Raw genomic sequence first — 15,968 nt, 5'->3', positions numbered from 1 at the left:
ATATCTGCAAATTCATCAACATTTACATCTTCTTGCTATGAATATTCTAACTCTATACTCTTTTGTTTAGCTACATCATAGCCTAAGATATCTGCGATAAAACCAAGAGACATATCTATGCCCGCACTTATGCCAGAGCTTGTATAAATATTACCATCTTTTACCCATCTAGCTTTGTCGATCTAGTTTACATCTGGAGCTATAGATTTTGTCCATTTTAGAGCTTTTTTTATTAGAGGTAGCTTTTTTGCTATTAAGCAGATTTGTTTGAGAGAATAAGGATGAACCTGTACAGACTGTAAGTATATATTTAGCATTATTTACCAGTCTAGTTAATTCAGCTATTAATTTTTTATTGTATATTAACTTTCTTGTACCAATACCTCCCGGTACAAATAATATCAGGCTTTTAAAATTAGCATCTGAGAGTTTTTTGGTGTTTATACAAACATTTTGATTACTATATATTACCTCCTTATAGAGAATAATATTCAAGTTTAAAGTGCTCTTTGAAACTCCCAAAAATCTCAATTGGTCCAAAAACATCTAAAGTTTCAAACTCATTAAATAATACAATAATTATATTTTGCATCATAGATATTAGTATAGATAAATACTTTGGATAGTATAGTATTATTAGATCTGTAAAATGATTTATAAAAATACCAAATAGTGTAAACTTTTAATCTATATTTTATAAAGATATTTCTCATATGTTGTTGATTTCTATAAAAATAATATTATCAGCTTTAATGGTACTAGGACTGATATATATCTGAGAAAAGTCCTAGATTAGAGGGCTTATTTTCATGTTTACCACTAAGTGATGGTCTTTTTACTTATTTTTATGCGCGTGAGAATGGTCTACAGTTTTTGATAAACTCAATGCCTTATGCTTTTGCAGGATTCTGTTGTACTTTATTCATTTACAATAGGATTCTATTTAGGAGGTAAATTATTTCTCAATAATCGTTACTTTAATACTTTAAGTGCACTTATTGTTGGTTTTGTTATTTATTTTATTAGTGGCTATATTCTTACAAGATTTAGTATTAATATATTCTCTGGTTTCATGATATTTTTGGTTGCCATGTTTATTACGATTCTTTTTTCAGAAGAGTTGCTGATAATAAGCATACAAAGATAGCTGTCAAGCTTAAACCAGTTAATAAACTAGTTGTTATTACATTTAGGATTATTTTAGTTGCTACATTAGTTTTGTTGATTACTGGTGTATCTCGTATAGTAGGTCATGAGTGGGCTGGTATATTTTCATCATTTCCAGTTATGCTAACATCCGTGACTACAGTTTTGATATTTACATATAAAGATCAGCTATTTCCATGAGTATTAAAACATTTCTCTTATGGAGTGTCTATATTATTAATTTACGACTTATTAATATATTGGTTATATCCAATTATGGGTATTAATTGGGGTACTGTAGTTGCTTATATTGTTTGCTTCGTATATTTATCATTACTAAATAAGCTAAATCAGTAGCTTATATTTGAAAATCACTTTTATATAAATACTCAATGTATATAATTTAGCTAATGAAATATTTATATTAAAACAAATGATTTTCTTTAAAAAGGTATCTTATCAAGTAGAGATAAAAGAGCTTTTTGATAGTATTAGCTTCTCAATCTTTCCTAATCAAAAAATAGGTCTTGTGGGTAAAAATGGTACAGGTAAAACGACACTTTTTAACCTTATACAAGGCAATCTGATACCAGATAAGGGCGATATTGAGATTGCTAAAAATACTCGCATAGTTACTGTTAAGCAAGAGGTTGATGATTTTGAAGCGAAAGTTATAGATTATGTAGTCAATAGTATAGAGTCTTTAAAACAATTGAAGATCCAAATGCAAAAATCTTTAAGGTCTGAGAACTTTGTAGATTATTCAAAATATCATGAAGAGTATGAATCTTTAGGAGGTTATGCAATAGAGTCTCAAGCTGGTAAACTGCTATCAGGTTTAGGTTTTAGCGTTAGTCAACTCCAACAAAAGGTAAAAGAGCTATCTGGTGGTTGGCAGATACGATTAAATCTTGCTCAAGCACTACTGCAAGAGTCAGATATTTTACTACTTGATGAACCAACCAACCATTTAGATTTAGATGCTGTACTATGGTTAGAAGAGTATCTACAAGAATATAAAGGTTCTTTACTACTTATTTCACATGATAGAATCTTTTTAGATAATGTTGTCAAGCAAATATTTCATATCGATAATAAGAATATAGATACTTATACTGGTAACTATTCATCTTATGAAAAGCGGTCTTATGAGCAAAAAGTACTACAACAAAAGCAATTTGAGAAACAACAAAAGCAAATTGCTCATTTACAGAGCTTTGTTGATAGATTTAAAGCTAAAGCCTCAAAAGCAAAACAAGCACAAAGTCGTGTCAAGATGTTAGAAAAAATACAGAGAATAGAGGCTGTTAAGTCAGATTCTGAATTTAGCTTTGAATTTAAGCAGGTTAAAGAGCATCTTGGAGGTACTTTAGTCAGTTTACAAAATACTGATCTTGGTTATGGCGATAAAAAAATTCTTAATAACGTAAAACTAAATATCTATAATGAAATGCGTATAGGTCTATTAGGTCTAAATGGAGCTGGTAAATCAACACTCATTAAATCTCTTATTGGTGATATAGACATTTTATCAGGTAAGATAGAAAAACATCTAAATCTTAGAGTAGGGTATTTCTCGCAACATTCATTGGATATGCTTGATTCTGAGGCTTCACCACTATTGCATATGCAACGCTTAGACTCACAAGCAACTCAAGAAAAGCTTAGAACTTTTTTAGGCAGTTTTAACTTTGTGGGCGATAAGGCTTTGGCAAAGGCAGGAACCTTTTCTGGTGGTGAGAAGGCTAGATTAGCTCTAGCAATGATTGTATATCAAGAGCCTAACTTTTTATTACTAGATGAACCAACAAACCACTTAGATATCGGAGTTCGAGAGGCTTTAACTGTAGCATTACAGAGTTTCCAAGGAGCTATAATATTAGTTTCCCATGATAGATTTTTATTAGAATCAACAGTTGATGAATATATGCTTGTTGGTGAAGGGCAGGTTAAGCCTTTTGATGGTGATATGAAGGATTACTATAAGTACATTCTTGAAGTTAAAAAAGCTGAGAATAATACATCAAATATAGCAGTACAATCTAATAATGATTCTAAAAAACAGGATAGAAAATTATCTGCTGATAAAAGAAAGCAACTTAAGCCACTTCAAGATAAAGTCAAAAAACTTGAAAGGGCATTAGAAAAATTACAACAGCAAGAACAACAAATGCAAGATGCTCTCCAAAACCAAGATATATATGATGATAAACAAAAACTTCAGCAAACTTTACTTGAGCATTCTCAGTTAAAAGAAAAAATAGAACAAACTGAATTAGAATGGTTTGAAGCTTTAGAAGAACTAGAGGTTTTAAAAGAGTAAATAGTAGTTATGTTTTAAATACTATTTAAGATTTTACTGAAACTCATTTTCTATTTCTTCTAATGTCTTTCCTGCAGTTTCTGGAATAAGTTTTTTAACAATAATAAATATACAAATGAACTTATAAAAATAATTCCAAACATAATATTAAAGCCGTATCTCTCGCCTATTTGTAAGAAATATCCGATAAAGAAGAATGCAAATAACATTAAAACTACGCCTGCCATGAAAATACCAATAATTCTTACTCTGTTAGATAATAGTTCATTTATAAGGGTTACGATGACTCCAGAAGGACCAAATGCTAATCCGACAATACATGTTATCAAGAACAAAATCACTAGTATGTAATTATAATCAAAAGTAGGTAGGCTATATAATACTATTAGCAGTATCATGCTTATTAATGTAATTGTCAGTCCTGTAAAGATAACTTTTTTTCTTCCCCACTTATCTATATAAAAGATGGTTAATATGGTGACCCCAAAGTTAACAATTAAAATTAGAGAGTTTGCTATATGAGTTATATAAATGTTATTTGTTAATGGTGAAAGAATTAGCTCTGAAGAAAAAATAATAAAATTAATACCAGTTAACTGATTTAAGATTAAGATTGTTGTTACTAATAAAACAGGCCAAATATCTTTGCCAATTAAAATTTTTTGTAAAAAAGTCTTAGGCTGGTGTTCTCTGAGGCTAACTCTAACTTCTTCGATATGCTTTTGTATTTCCTGCTTTGTCAAAGTGGGTTGAGTTTTACTTATGACTATATATGCATCATCATATCTCTTTCTTAATACAAGCCAAGTAGGGCTGGGGGGTAATATGCAAATCAATCCGAGCAAAACTATTACAAGAAATATTGTAATGTATAAATATTGATACCAGCTAAGAGCATTATAAAAGAAAAATATTATAACTCCTGATAAACACATTCTAGCTGTCCAGAATAGTTGAAATAAAGTTACATACATGCATCTTCTATTAGCTGGAGATATTTCTGTAATATATATGGGAAATGCATAAGTACAAAGTAGAATAGCAGCTCCTTGAATAAATCTGACTATTATTAGAGTATTATAGCTATTAGATATTACAAAAAGATAAGTTCCTATAATATACATTATTGCAAAAGAAATTATCATTGCCCTTCGACCAATTCGATCTGTAGCTAACCAAACAACTTTTGCTAAAATACCCCTAGGAATACTAAGCCTAATAAAATAGATAATTGGTGATTATCTAAGTTGAAGCTATATTGAATATCTTTACCAATGCCTCCAACAATTGCTAAGGCATAGCCACCAATGATAGCGGAGATGATATATACAGGAAGAATAAACTTAAAACTGTATCTAAAATTTAAATTCATAATCCTAACACCGTATATATTGAGTCTATTAATTGTCCATACATGCCTGTTCTATAAGTTTTACCTTCAAAATTCTAGGATAGATAATTAGACTATGCACACTGTTCGCCATAATTATAATGGTAATCTTATTTTGAAAATCAGAAATGAAACATTGTCCTGTGAATCCAGTATGTCCTATAGTTTGATCACTACATTTTTCACCAAAAAAAAGTCTGTTTTTGAGTCCTTTTGCTGTCCAAAAACCTAATCCAAAAGAAGGGTTAACGTTAGATGGTTGACTAAATTCTTTTATAGTACTTTGAGTAAAGAAAGTATTTTCTTGATATAATAAGCCTGCTAGTTTGGTAATGTCATCAATAGTAGAAAATAATCCTGCATGACCAGCAATACCACCCATTGAATAGAGTGCTTTCTCATCATGGACTAAGCCTCGAAGAGTATCAGTTTTTATATTGTTAAAACTAGTTGTACCACAATTAGTATGACCGTCAATTTGAGTTGCTACTATTTGATTTGGCAAATAATCTTTTTCCAAAGGATTAAAACAAGTGTTTTGAGTACCAACTTTTGAGTAGATTTCTCTTTCTAAGAAATCATCCATTCTTTGATTTGTTATGGTTTCAATTAAACAACCTAATATTTTCATACCTATATCTGAGTAAATACAATATTTTTGTGCTGGTTCAACGACTGACATTTTTGTTTTTAAAAAATTGATAGTAGTCTCTCTATCTTGGCTATATAGAGAATCTGTAATGTAGTTATTGTAGAAATCAAAAAATGGAGCTATACCAGTAGCATGATTTAATAAATCTCGAATAGTTGGAATATAAGAGGTATTTTTAAATTTAAACTCTGGAATATATTTTGTTATCTTATCATCTAGTTTAATTTTTTGTCGCTCATATAAATACATAATTGCATAAGTAGTTGCGAAGATCTTTATCAGAGATGCTATATCAAAAAGCATGTTATATTTTAAAGCTTGTAGATTACTGACAAGATTTCCTTCTTGATTATATCTATATGCATAACCAAAATTATTTTTATAAATAGGTTTATTATGAAAAACCACACTCACAGCTACCCTTGAGAAGCCATGTGAAATATCATGGTTAATAATATTTTCTAAATTCTGAAAATCCATTTTTAATATGTATCTATACTACTTACAAATATTAAAGCATAACTTGATACAAAATAGATATTTAAAATTTTTGTAAGGGATATAAAAGAAACTTAATTATGAAAAAGAATTAACAGAAATAGCAACTAGTTTTGGTAAGCCTCATCCCAGTTACCAGTTAGACCTGCAACCTCATATTCAGTCACACGGTTTTCAAAGAAGTTTGTATGATCAGCACCATTTAAGATCCACTCTAACCAAGTAAGTGGATTTTTATCAATATTAAATATTTCATTTAAACCAAGCTGATTTAAACGTCTATCTGTAATATGGCGAATATACTCTTTTACTTCATCAGCTTTTAGACCTTCGATAGTACCAATCTCATAAGCTAAATCAATAAATTTATCTTCAAGCTCAACGGCTTTGCTAGCCATTAGGTATATTTCTTTTTTAAATTGATTATCAACTATATAGGGATTTTCTTGGCAGTACATTCTAAATAATGCGGCGTTACCTTCGACATGCATTGATTCATCACGGATTGACCATTCAACGACTTTACCCATTCCTTTCATTTTACCAAAGCGTTGGAAGTTAAGTAACATTGCAAATGATGCAAATAGAGCCACACCTTCATTAAAGACAGTCTTAGCAAGACAAAGTCCTAAACCACGACGAGTACTAGGATCAGCATCCATCATAAACTCAATTTTATCTGTCATTGCCTTATATTCTAAGAAAGCGTGATATTCAGAGTCAGGAAGACCAATGGTGTCATTTAGGAGTGCGTATGCTCTTTGATGAATACCTTCACGAGCTGCAAATGAACCTAGCATATTTCTAACTTCATTGTTTTTAAAAGCTGGAATGAATTGATCATAATAGTTTTGACCAACGGCTACATCAGATTGAGTAAATAGTCTTAGAATATTAGTAATATACTCTTTTTCAACTTTAGTGATTTTGCCATTTTTCCAATCAGTAACATCCTCTGACAAATCAATCTCATCTTCTATCCAATGAGCTTTTTCATGTTTGACAGTTAGATCAACAGCCCAAGGATAGCTAAAGGGTTTATACGTTTTCGAAAAGGTTGTTAATGATGAACCTTTAACACGAGCGATAACCTCGCCAGCTCTAGCCATAAGGTTGTCATAGCCTCCAATATGGACATCACCAACAAATATCTGAGGTACAGATTTAATATACTCTTCAACAAGAAGAATATTCTTATTTACTTCAGTATAGAAATTTAATCTTTCTTGATCGTCATCAAGAGTAATTTGTGTAAAAGGAATATCATTTGTACCAAACCAACTTTTTGCGAGGTCGCAAAAATGACAGCTTGTTTTTGTATATATTTTTACTTTCATCTTTTATCCCTCGCAAGCTATACATTCATTCTCAGATTGTTTTAATTCAGAGAACTCTACAAGCCTATTCTTTGCAACTTTTTTAGAGATGTTTTCAGCTCTATTAGAAGTTTCAGTTCTCAAGTAATATAGTCCTTTACAACCATACTTCCAAGCATTGAAGTGTACTTTGTGAATATATCCACGTGAAGCACCAGCTGGGAAAAATATATTCAAAGACTGTCCCTGACACAGATATTTTTGTCTTTGACCACCTAAGTATACTGCCCAATCTTGATCCATTTCAATAGCTGTTTTAAATACTGATTTAATTTCATCACTTAAAAAATCTAGCTGTTGAACAGAGCCACCATTAGTAATAATATCAGACCATACCTCTTCAGTATTTTTGCCAATTCTTTCTAATTCTTTTTCTAAGTATTTATTTTTGGTTAAATGCGAGCCTACTCTAGTCCTAGATGTAAATGCATTTGCTTTCCAAGGCTCTATACTTGGAGAAGTATTTAATATTAATGAGCTATTAGCATTAGGAGCTATTGCTAGTAGGTGAGCATTTCTACGACCTGTACCAGTCATATCAGGAGCTTCTCCTTTTTCACGGCCAAGTATTAGAGTTTCTTCTACAGCTTGCTCTTTTATACGTTTAAATATCTCTTCATTGATTTGTTCTGCTCTTTGAGATTCAAAAGGTACATTGTGTTTTTGTAAATAAGAATGAAAACCCATAGCACCTAAGCCAAGACTTCTTTCACGAGAAGCACTATATCTAGCTTTAGCGATCTCATCCCCTGCATGATCTATAAAAAATTGTAAGACATTGTCTAAAAATCTAATTAAATCTTTAATTAGAGATGCATCTTTCCATTCATCATACTTTTCTAAATTTACTGAAGAAAGACAGCAAACTGCGGTACGTTTCTCATCAGTTACTAGATGAATCTCGTTACATAAATTAGAACCTTTGATTGTCAAATCAAGTTCTTTTTGAGATTTTGGTAGAGCTCTATTTGCTGTGTCAATAAAGTTTAGATACGGTTCACCAGTACGATAACGCGTCTCAAGTATAGTTTCCCATAATTTACGAGCTTTTATGATGTCTCTGACTGTCTTATCATCTGGATCTATAAGTTTCCAATCTTCATTATTAGAGACCGCTCGCATGAATTCATCAGTTAAGTTGACAGCATGGTGTAGATTTAGACATTTTCTATTTACATCACCAGTAGGGACACGTATACCGACAAACTCAACTATATCAGGATGAGATATATCCATATATGCAGCATAAGAGCCTTTACGAGTTTTACCTTGTCTATAAGCAACCATGTCTGCATCAACAGTATGCATAAAAGGTATTGGTCCTGGAGCTTTGTCAGAAACTGCTCTTACATTAGACCAGTGACCACCAACCCCACCACCTTTTACAGATAGCCATCTTAGTTCAGATGAGTGCTCAATAAGACCTTCCAACGAATCAGGCACATAAGACAAGAAGCAACTAATCGGTAATGATTTAACTTTTGCACCCGGAAGAGGTGCGTTTGAAAGTACAGGAGATGCAAACATAAACCAACCTTTAGATGCAGCATCATATATACGTTGTGCAAGATTAATATCACCAAAAGAATATGCTACTGAAGCTCTTGCAAACGCATATTGTGGAGAGGGTTCATTCTCAAGACAATAATAGTCAGTAAGTAACTGTTGTGCTTGTTCTGAAAGTTCACGATCCTTAGATATATCTATATCTATGCCAAGATATTTTTCATTAGACATAATAAATAAAAACCCTATTTAATTTTAAAGTATTTTCAAAAAATACTAGGTTGAGCATAACCTATACTAAACTAGTATAATTGTTGACATTCTAGATAGTGAAATTTTATCAATTTTTTCTAATTTTAGAATACTAAAAAGTCAAATATTATACTTGACTTTGCTGAATCAGTTATGAGATGTATACAGTACAACACTTACTGTCTAAACTTGCCAGAAAATTAATTTGCTAAAATCTCAGCAGCGGCTTTGTTTAGTTCTTTTACAGCATTGATTGATACTTGTAATTGCTCTTTTTCTTTATCAGAAATTTCAACTTGTATAGGTCTTACACCATTTGCAGAAATTTCAGTAGGTACACCTACAAATAGATCTTCATCAACACCATACATACCAGCTTTTATTTTTGCAGCACATGGAAGAATCATTTTTTTATCTCTTAGATAACTTTCTGCCATTTGAATACCTGCAGCAGCTGGAGCATAGTAAGCAGAACCAGTTTTTAGTAGAGCTACAATCTCACCACCACCATTTCTAGTTCTAGCTACTATAGAGTCTAGTCTTTCTTGGCTGATTTTGCCTTCTTTGACTAGTTGCTCTAGAGATACGCCAGCAACATTAGACATTTTTGTAAGAGGTACCATAGTATCTCCATGTCCACCCATTACATAAGCTTGAACTTGTTGTACAGAAACATTTAGCTCGTCTGCTAAGAAAGTTCTAAATCTTGCTGAATCTAGTACACCAGCCATACCAACAATTTTGTTATCAGGAACACCTGAGAACTTTTGTAGCATATTTACCATGATATCAAGAGGATTTGTGATACATATTACAAATGCATCTAGGCAGTTGTGTTTGATACCTTCACCCACAGCCTGCATTACTTTGATATTAATACCAAGTAAGTCATCGCGAGACATACCTGGTTTTCTTGGTACACCAGCTGTTACTATTACTACATCAGAGTGTTCTAGATCTTTATAATCATTTGTACCTCTAACTTTGAAATCAACTCCTTCAATAGGGCAAGTTTGTAATAAGTCTAGAGCTTTACCTTGAGGCATGCCTGGAGCTATATCAAAAAGAACCACATCACCTAGCTGCTTGATTAGTGATAAATGAGCAAGTGTTCCACCAATATTACCAGCACCAATAAGCGCTATTTTCTTTCTAGCCATTAAAATCTCCTTAATTATGCTAAAAAATGAATCAAAAAAGATATTTCATAATTATAACTAATAGTTTAGCTGTTATTCAATGAAAACTTTTGTAACGATTATAGTTTATAATTATAATAGTTTTCAATTAAACTTATTTGATTTTTTGTATGTTAAAAAAGTTATGAACAACTCAGGCTTATTGGTGGGAATTATAGGTCTAATCATATTTATGTTTGGTTTAGTTGAAATAGATGTTACTCAAAAAAATCTTATAGTTTTTTTTGCGACTTTTTTCTTGTTTTTATCAGCTGTTATTCAAAAGGAACCATTTTTTAGTGGTTTTCAAGGTATCGCATTTGTTAGCGCAACAATGGTCTTTTTTAGTTTTCCTCAAATATATAATTTACTAATATTTATAATCCTTGCAGTTGTGTTTTCAATCTTTTATTTTAGCAAATATAAGATAAATACAGCTAGAGTTTGTGCTTTTGTAGGGCTTGTAGCTTTGTGTTTTGGTATACTATTAGGTAGAAATGAGCCCATGGTAGTTTGTGGTATAGTGTTAGCTATCTATGCTGTATTTTCTATTAAAGAAGGATACTCTGTGGGTTGGGTATTTTTGATACTTAATTTGCTTTTTTCAATTGTTGCTGCTAATGCACTATTTAGTTTTATTTAACTAGGAAGATCGGTTATGAGAAAATTATCTTTTTTAGATAAAGTTGTTGAGGAAATTGACAGTTATGCAAGATTTACAAAACTGCCTCTTAATCCTAATAGAAAGTCACCAAGTGGTGATACGGTAGATGGTCAATTATCAGATGATGATAAAAAACATGCTGCTGGACTAATGCGAGTTGATTATACAGGAGAGATTTGTGCTCAAGGACTTTATAGAGGGCAGGCATCTGTAGCAAAATCAGCGCAAACTAAAGAGCATTTATATCATGCTGCCAATGAAGAATATGATCATCTAGCATGGTGTGCGGAGCGATTAGAAGAACTAGGGGCTAAGCCAAGCTTACTTAATCCTTTTTGGTATTGGGCATCATTTGGAATAGGGGCTACTGCGGGCTCTATCAGTGATAGTTTAAGTTATGGTTTCGTTGTAGAGACAGAAAAGCAGGTTATGAAACACTTGGATTCACATTTGAAAAATTTGCCAGTGAATGATAATCGCTCACGAGAGATACTTAAACAGATGTATCTTGATGAATCAGATCACGCTATAGAAGCAGAGAAGGCTGGTGGTAAAAAGTTACCTAAGCCTGTAAAAGCTATAATGAAACTTCAGTCAAAGGTAATGACTACACTAGCGTATAGGTTTTAAACATAATCATATTTGAATCATTGTTTCACTTATAATCTATGTAGTACCCTTTATTCCTAAACCAACTCCTCTAACTGTTGGATGAGGAATAAAGCTTATTACAGTACCAATTATTGAAAGTGTATATTTAATCTTCATTTAGCATCTTCTTTTGATGTTTTATTTATCTATAAAATTACTAATATCATTTATATTAGTAGATTTATTAGCTGAAATAGAAAGTTAAATCCATATTGATAAGCACCATCTTGAAAAGCACTAAAAATCAACTTAGGGACAGATAAAAATATTCCAACATTTATAAAAAAGTAAATGCTATAAATTAGCATAATAAAAGATGAAATTACCTTATTCTTTATTGAAAAGAAAATACTTACTACAATAAATAAATCCTCTAAACTAATATATTCATGAAAGATAGTGATTAAAGTATATCTTGCAAAAATTAATGAAATAAGTAACCCTATAATTGAGGTTGTTTGGATAAAATATAATTTTTTCATTCCGCTAAAGCTCCTATTCCCAGTCCTGCTCCTCGCAAATCTAAACCTACACCTTTTGCTATAGGATGAGGCAAGAAACTAACTTCATTTACCATCATTATTAGAACTAAATTTTAATAACCATAATATGAATATAACAATACTCAATACTAAAGTTATGCATAAAAATAGTAATACAGCAGCAAGTTGGAAATTACCATTAGAAATAGAATTAAATATTGTAACAGGGATATTTGAAATATTTCCTATTTTAATTAAAGTAAATAATGAATATATGCATATAATTATTGATGAATATATTTTTCTTTTAAAAGAAAAGTATAAAGATATAAGAATAAATAAATCTAATAAAGAAAAAGGAATAGTTTCTGCGAAATACATTATTTGCAAATATGTTCCTTTAAGTAAAGCAAACAAAAGAAATAGAGTAATAAAAGATAGAGCTAAATATAACTTTTTCATAGTTACACTCCCGCCTTACTCATAGCTAAAGCTGTACCTCTCATTCCTAAACCAACTCCTCTAGCTATAGGATGAGGAATAAAGCTGATTACCGTACCAGTTATTGAAAGAGTGTACTTTAGTCAAACAGCAAATTCGTGTAAAAAACTCTCTTGTTTGGCTTCAGCTTCTTTTCCATTTTTTATAAAAGTTATAGCAAAATCTATAGTTAAAGAACTTGACGATATAAACCTCTTATCAATAGTAATATCTTCATTAGATTTTGTTATAGTTCCTTCAACATAAATATTACCTTTTTCATCAGGTTGAAAAACAGTTTGTGTTATTGTATAACTAGCAAATTTCCAAGATATATTTATACTTTTGTTGATATTTTCAAAATCAATATTGGTAACCACATCGACAATAGCAGCATTATCATTACTTTGATCTTTAGGAGCTTTACCATAGTCATTATGTATCCATTTCTGAATTTCTTCCGATACTGAGTTTTCTATAGATACTTTCTTTTGCTCTAAAGTCACATTTGATATTGGACTCTGTGTATCTGTAACTGTCATATCTCCTGATAACGATATTGTCCCAAAGTATCTATAACCATTTGATACACCTGTTACTGTAGCCTTAGGTGTATTTATTTCTGCTTTAGTACTTGGATAACCAAATTTAACATCCTTGTCATCTAATAGCTTTATCTGTGCTTGAGATGTCTTTTTAAGTTGGTTCTCATCAAAGTCTGGTAGCATCATTGCAAACGCATAAATTAGTTTATCTAAGGTACAGTTCTGTATGCTTGTGTAACATATAAAATCTGTACCAGTACAATTAGCTTGATATAAATCACAATCTACGAACTTACAATTAGAAATATTTGCTGTAGCAAAATTATCTCCAGCACTTTTAAGACCTACAAAATCACTATCAGGAATCTCAACAGCAGAGAAATCATTTCTTAACGTCTGAGAGTTTTGTACCTCATTAGCTATCCACTCACTATCACTAAAGTTACATTGCTGGATATTTTCATTATAAAGAGAATATTTATAGATGCTATTACCATGAGCAAAGCTAACCTTTAACCAAGCATTATTACTAAAATCACTATTCTGTATCTGACTTGCAAAAAATGTTGCTTTAAGAAGTGAGCTATCAACTAATGTGACTGAATCAATTACAATTGAGCTAAACTGGCTTTTATTAAATTCACTCTTTGAAATCTTAGTATCAAATATATTACCTTTGTACCAATCTCAGAATTAAAGATACATTCAAGAGTATTACAGTCGTAGAAGTCACTTGTATGGAGTTGTGTACCAAGAAAGCTACACTTACTAAAAGTACAGTTTTTAAACTCTACATCTTTTATATTTGTTCCATCAAACTCTACATTTGTAAAAGTACAGTTATCGAAATTTGCTTGCCCTATTTCAGCATTAGTAAAAGAGTTATTCTCAAATTGGCAACTCTTAAACTCACCACCATGTATTTTTGTCTTAGTAAATTTAGCGTTTCCAAAATTAGCACCTGTATATTTATTAGATACTATGGCACAGTCTTGAGCATTTAGATTAGTAAAGTCAGTATTTTGATGATCTATAGTATCTATAGTCTTATCTTGCCAATCTTTATTTAGTTTCTTAACCTTATCTAGTAACAGATCATATGCTGGCTTTGTCCATAACTTATCATATACAAAATTATTTACACTACATAGCTCTACAGGACCTTCTAATATCTCATCAACCATATTAGGACCTAATGGTACATTATATAAAGGAGGCTCTGCACCATACTTACCCTTATGATCTATAGATGGGATACTTGCATCATAGTCATCCAATGGGCGTTTCTTTTTCTTATCATCTGACATAAAAATACCTGTTTGAAATAAAGTGAAAATATAGAATAAAATTTATCTAACTATGCTTAAAATTGTAAAGGCTTAGTGTTTTATTTGGTTTTTCTTTATAAAAAATATTAGATTTTGCAGTCTTTAAGTTGAGATATATAAAGAGTGGTATATGCTTTAACTTTATTTGCTATATTTTTATCTTCTTCAATCTTAGCTTTATTTTAAAATGTGCTAGCCTTATAGCGTTTAAATCCTGTCGCTCCAAGCATATATGCCATGTATAGATTTTCGCTATCACTCATCTTAAGTTTTAAAGATTTTGTAAGTTGGGACATATACCAGCCTATAAACTGTACGCTATCATCAAAATTATTTCTTTTGGCATTAGGCTTAACCTCGTCTTGAAAATGTTTCCATGTGCTATTTATTGCTTGGGATAACTGTAAGCTGTTGAATAGTTACTTTTTGCTTCAGCATCAAAGCGAGATTCTTGATAGATTAGCCCCATTGCAAAAGCAGGAGAGAGGTTATATTTGTCTTGAGTTTTTTTAAGAGATGATTTCCATCTAGGATTTTGATCTAGTATCTCACAAGCTCCCATATTAGCGTCGACTTGTATATCAGATGATGTATTTGAGAAAAAAACTGCGACAATAACAATTATTACAATAAGTAGTATATACCTAAGTCTGATCTTTTTTTGGCATTCTTTAAATAATTTTTGATTGTATTCTATTTATTAGGGTAAATGATATAGAAACGTATTTCTAGGGTTTGAAATATTTTTATTTATTAAAATCATCGCCAACAATATCGTTGATAACAATGCCTGCTATTGTGAGACCAAATAGTGATGGCATATAGCTGAGGGTTCCATTTGTTGCTCTAGATCTACCTTGTTGATTTGGCTCTGGATCACTTGGTGGAAGAGGGCTAATGTCTTTCTGTGTTGAGAATACTGCTTTGATCCCCTTTGAAACAAGCTGTTTTTTTAATCTTGTTCGCATCGTTCGTGCTAGGGCACATACGTCAGTTTTATATATATCCGCTACTTTTATTTGTGTGGGATCAGTTTTGCCTCCAGCCCCCATACTTGATATTGTTTTTATACCAAGATCTTGATGAGCTATTTTTACGAGATTAACTTTAGCATTAAGAGTATCTATAGCATCAATTACATAGTCGTACTTCTCATTGCTAAGTAGCTCAAGGGTATTTTCTGGATTTATAAAAGTTTCTAAAGCATTAACCTTACATAGAGGATTGATATCATTGATGCGTTGCTTCATAACTTCTACCTTAGGCTTACCAATAGTGCTATGTAAAGCAATAAGTTGACGGTTAATATTTGATGAATCAACTCTGTCCATATCAACTATAGTAAGATTACCAATCCCTGCTCTAGCAAGAGCTTCAATCACATAAGAACCAACGCCACCACAACCTGCTACAAAAATATTTGCATTCTCAAGTTTTGTAATTCCAATTTCATTTACTAAAATACTAGTTCTTTGAGTAATTGCATCAATCATAATC

General features: G+C 31.4%; 18 protein-coding genes and 1 pseudogene. 6 read left to right on the top strand and 13 right to left on the bottom strand.

All coding sequences use genetic code 11. The features are described from left to right. Positions 1-35: 35 nt before the first annotated feature. A pseudogene (locus FNO12_RS05500) lies at positions 36-592 on the bottom strand (DJ-1/PfpI family protein). A gap of 300 nt (positions 593-892) precedes the next feature. Between FNO12_RS05500 and FNO12_RS10680 the strand changes: the two are divergent. From FNO12_RS10680 to FNO12_RS05490, 3 genes are all read left to right on the top strand, one after another. Then, positions 893-1,147, top strand: a complete 255-nt coding sequence (locus tag FNO12_RS10680) for a hypothetical protein (protein ID WP_030005635.1) — start codon at positions 893-895, stop codon at positions 1,145-1,147. Between the two features lie 74 nt (positions 1,148-1,221). Beyond that, on the top strand, positions 1,222-1,347 hold the full coding sequence (locus tag FNO12_RS10675) for a hypothetical protein (RefSeq protein WP_030005634.1): 126 nt from the start codon (positions 1,222-1,224) through the stop codon (positions 1,345-1,347). A 232-nt stretch (positions 1,348-1,579) separates the two neighbouring features. Further along, complete coding sequence (locus FNO12_RS05490; protein WP_014715627.1) at positions 1,580-3,469, top strand: ABC-F family ATP-binding cassette domain-containing protein; 1,890 nt, start codon at positions 1,580-1,582, stop codon at positions 3,467-3,469. 59 nt (positions 3,470-3,528) lie between these two features. Here the strand turns inward: FNO12_RS05490 and FNO12_RS05485 are convergent, their stop codons facing one another. From FNO12_RS05485 to mdh, 6 genes are all read right to left on the bottom strand, one after another. Next, positions 3,529-4,614 (bottom strand): MFS transporter, encoded by a 1,086-nt coding sequence (locus FNO12_RS05485; protein WP_014715628.1) that lies wholly within the window; start codon positions 4,612-4,614, stop codon positions 3,529-3,531. A gap of 44 nt (positions 4,615-4,658) precedes the next feature. After that, a complete protein-coding gene (locus FNO12_RS05480) occupies positions 4,659-4,841 on the bottom strand; it encodes a hypothetical protein (RefSeq protein WP_014715629.1) in 183 nt (60 codons plus the stop codon). A 28-nt stretch (positions 4,842-4,869) separates the two neighbouring features. Then, the gene (locus tag FNO12_RS05475; RefSeq protein ID WP_014715630.1) at positions 4,870-5,991 is read right to left on the bottom strand and encodes a serine hydrolase; all 1,122 of its coding nucleotides are present in this window, start codon (positions 5,989-5,991) and stop codon (positions 4,870-4,872) included. Positions 5,992-6,116: 125 nt separating this feature from the next. Next, positions 6,117-7,346, bottom strand: coding sequence for a ribonucleotide-diphosphate reductase subunit beta (locus FNO12_RS05470; protein WP_014715631.1), 1,230 nt, complete (start codon positions 7,344-7,346; stop codon positions 6,117-6,119). Positions 7,347-7,349: 3 nt separating this feature from the next. After that, positions 7,350-9,122, bottom strand: coding sequence for a ribonucleoside-diphosphate reductase subunit alpha (locus FNO12_RS05465; protein WP_014715632.1), 1,773 nt, complete (start codon positions 9,120-9,122; stop codon positions 7,350-7,352). Between the two features lie 221 nt (positions 9,123-9,343). Beyond that, entirely contained in the window at positions 9,344-10,303 is a 960-nt protein-coding gene (gene mdh / locus FNO12_RS05460; protein WP_014715633.1) for a malate dehydrogenase, read from the bottom strand. A 163-nt stretch (positions 10,304-10,466) separates the two neighbouring features. Here mdh and FNO12_RS05455 point away from each other — a divergent pair, with 163 nt between their 5' ends. Next, on the top strand, positions 10,467-10,964 hold the full coding sequence (locus FNO12_RS05455) for a hypothetical protein (protein WP_041257535.1): 498 nt from the start codon (positions 10,467-10,469) through the stop codon (positions 10,962-10,964). 15 nt (positions 10,965-10,979) lie between these two features. Continuing rightward, positions 10,980-11,615 carry a 2-polyprenyl-3-methyl-6-methoxy-1,4-benzoquinone monooxygenase gene (gene coq7 / locus FNO12_RS05450; protein WP_014715635.1) on the top strand — a complete coding sequence of 212 codons (636 nt, stop codon included), beginning with the start codon at positions 10,980-10,982 and terminating at the stop codon, positions 11,613-11,615. Positions 11,616-11,803: 188 nt separating this feature from the next. Here the strand turns inward: coq7 and FNO12_RS05445 are convergent, their stop codons facing one another. Next, the gene (locus tag FNO12_RS05445; protein WP_014715636.1) at positions 11,804-12,118 is read right to left on the bottom strand and encodes a hypothetical protein; all 315 of its coding nucleotides are present in this window, start codon (positions 12,116-12,118) and stop codon (positions 11,804-11,806) included. Positions 12,119-12,275: 157 nt separating this feature from the next. Between FNO12_RS05445 and FNO12_RS05440 the strand changes: the two genes are divergently transcribed. Beyond that, a complete protein-coding gene (locus FNO12_RS05440) occupies positions 12,276-12,605 on the top strand; it encodes a hypothetical protein (protein WP_148663985.1) in 330 nt (109 codons plus the stop codon). 97 nt (positions 12,606-12,702) lie between these two features. Here FNO12_RS05440 and FNO12_RS09675 read toward each other — a convergent pair whose 3' ends face one another. The 5 genes from FNO12_RS09675 to FNO12_RS05420 form a co-directional block, all read right to left on the bottom strand. After that, a complete protein-coding gene (locus FNO12_RS09675) occupies positions 12,703-13,329 on the bottom strand; it encodes a hypothetical protein (RefSeq protein WP_064504917.1) in 627 nt (208 codons plus the stop codon). Positions 13,330-13,751: 422 nt separating this feature from the next. Beyond that, positions 13,752-14,450: a pentapeptide repeat-containing protein gene (locus FNO12_RS05430; protein WP_014714570.1), complete on the bottom strand. Its 699-nt coding sequence runs from the start codon at positions 14,448-14,450 to the stop codon at positions 13,752-13,754. A 203-nt stretch (positions 14,451-14,653) separates the two neighbouring features. Further along, the gene (locus FNO12_RS11765) at positions 14,654-14,860 is read right to left on the bottom strand and encodes a transglycosylase SLT domain-containing protein (protein WP_250637406.1); all 207 of its coding nucleotides are present in this window, start codon (positions 14,858-14,860) and stop codon (positions 14,654-14,656) included. Next, positions 14,857-15,033, bottom strand: coding sequence for a transglycosylase SLT domain-containing protein (locus FNO12_RS11760; RefSeq protein WP_014715021.1), 177 nt, complete (start codon positions 15,031-15,033; stop codon positions 14,857-14,859). The genes FNO12_RS11765 and FNO12_RS11760 overlap by 4 nt, the downstream gene beginning before the upstream one ends. A gap of 184 nt (positions 15,034-15,217) precedes the next feature. Beyond that, positions 15,218-15,964, bottom strand: a complete 747-nt coding sequence (locus FNO12_RS05420; protein ID WP_014715020.1) for a tRNA threonylcarbamoyladenosine dehydratase — start codon at positions 15,962-15,964, stop codon at positions 15,218-15,220. Positions 15,965-15,968: the final 4 nt, after the last annotated feature.

Source organism: Francisella orientalis FNO12, assembly GCF_001042525.2.
GTDB lineage: Bacteria > Pseudomonadota > Gammaproteobacteria > Francisellales > Francisellaceae > Francisella > Francisella orientalis.
The sequence above is the reverse complement of the archived record's forward strand: the minus strand, read 5'-3'. Positions and strand labels throughout refer to the sequence as shown.

Excerpts from the sequence above, each read along its gene's own strand:
- FNO12_RS10680 (WP_030005635.1), top strand. The coding sequence starts at position 893 with ATGCTTTTGCAGGATTCTGTTGTACTTTATTCATTTACAATAGGATTC.
- FNO12_RS05490 (WP_014715627.1), top strand. The coding sequence starts at position 1,580 with ATGATTTTCTTTAAAAAGGTATCTTATCAAGTAGAGATAAAAGAGCTT.
- FNO12_RS05485 (WP_014715628.1), bottom strand. The coding sequence starts at position 4,614 with ATGATAATTTCTTTTGCAATAATGTATATTATAGGAACTTATCTTTTT.
- FNO12_RS05480 (WP_014715629.1), bottom strand. The coding sequence starts at position 4,841 with ATGAATTTAAATTTTAGATACAGTTTTAAGTTTATTCTTCCTGTATAT.
- FNO12_RS05475 (WP_014715630.1), bottom strand. The coding sequence starts at position 5,991 with ATGGATTTTCAGAATTTAGAAAATATTATTAACCATGATATTTCACAT.
- FNO12_RS05470 (WP_014715631.1), bottom strand. The coding sequence starts at position 7,346 with ATGAAAGTAAAAATATATACAAAAACAAGCTGTCATTTTTGCGACCTC.
- FNO12_RS05465 (WP_014715632.1), bottom strand. The coding sequence starts at position 9,122 with ATGTCTAATGAAAAATATCTTGGCATAGATATAGATATATCTAAGGAT.
- mdh (WP_014715633.1), bottom strand. The coding sequence starts at position 10,303 with ATGGCTAGAAAGAAAATAGCGCTTATTGGTGCTGGTAATATTGGTGGA.
- FNO12_RS05455 (WP_041257535.1), top strand. The coding sequence starts at position 10,467 with ATGAACAACTCAGGCTTATTGGTGGGAATTATAGGTCTAATCATATTT.
- coq7 (WP_014715635.1), top strand. The coding sequence starts at position 10,980 with ATGAGAAAATTATCTTTTTTAGATAAAGTTGTTGAGGAAATTGACAGT.
- FNO12_RS05445 (WP_014715636.1), bottom strand. The coding sequence starts at position 12,118 with ATGAAAAAATTATATTTTATCCAAACAACCTCAATTATAGGGTTACTT.
- FNO12_RS05440 (WP_148663985.1), top strand. The coding sequence starts at position 12,276 with ATGCATAAAAATAGTAATACAGCAGCAAGTTGGAAATTACCATTAGAA.
- FNO12_RS09675 (WP_064504917.1), bottom strand. The coding sequence starts at position 13,329 with ATGATGCTACCAGACTTTGATGAGAACCAACTTAAAAAGACATCTCAA.
- FNO12_RS05430 (WP_014714570.1), bottom strand. The coding sequence starts at position 14,450 with ATGTCAGATGATAAGAAAAAGAAACGCCCATTGGATGACTATGATGCA.
- FNO12_RS11760 (WP_014715021.1), bottom strand. The coding sequence starts at position 15,033 with ATGGGAGCTTGTGAGATACTAGATCAAAATCCTAGATGGAAATCATCT.
- FNO12_RS05420 (WP_014715020.1), bottom strand. The coding sequence starts at position 15,964 with ATGATTGATGCAATTACTCAAAGAACTAGTATTTTAGTAAATGAAATT.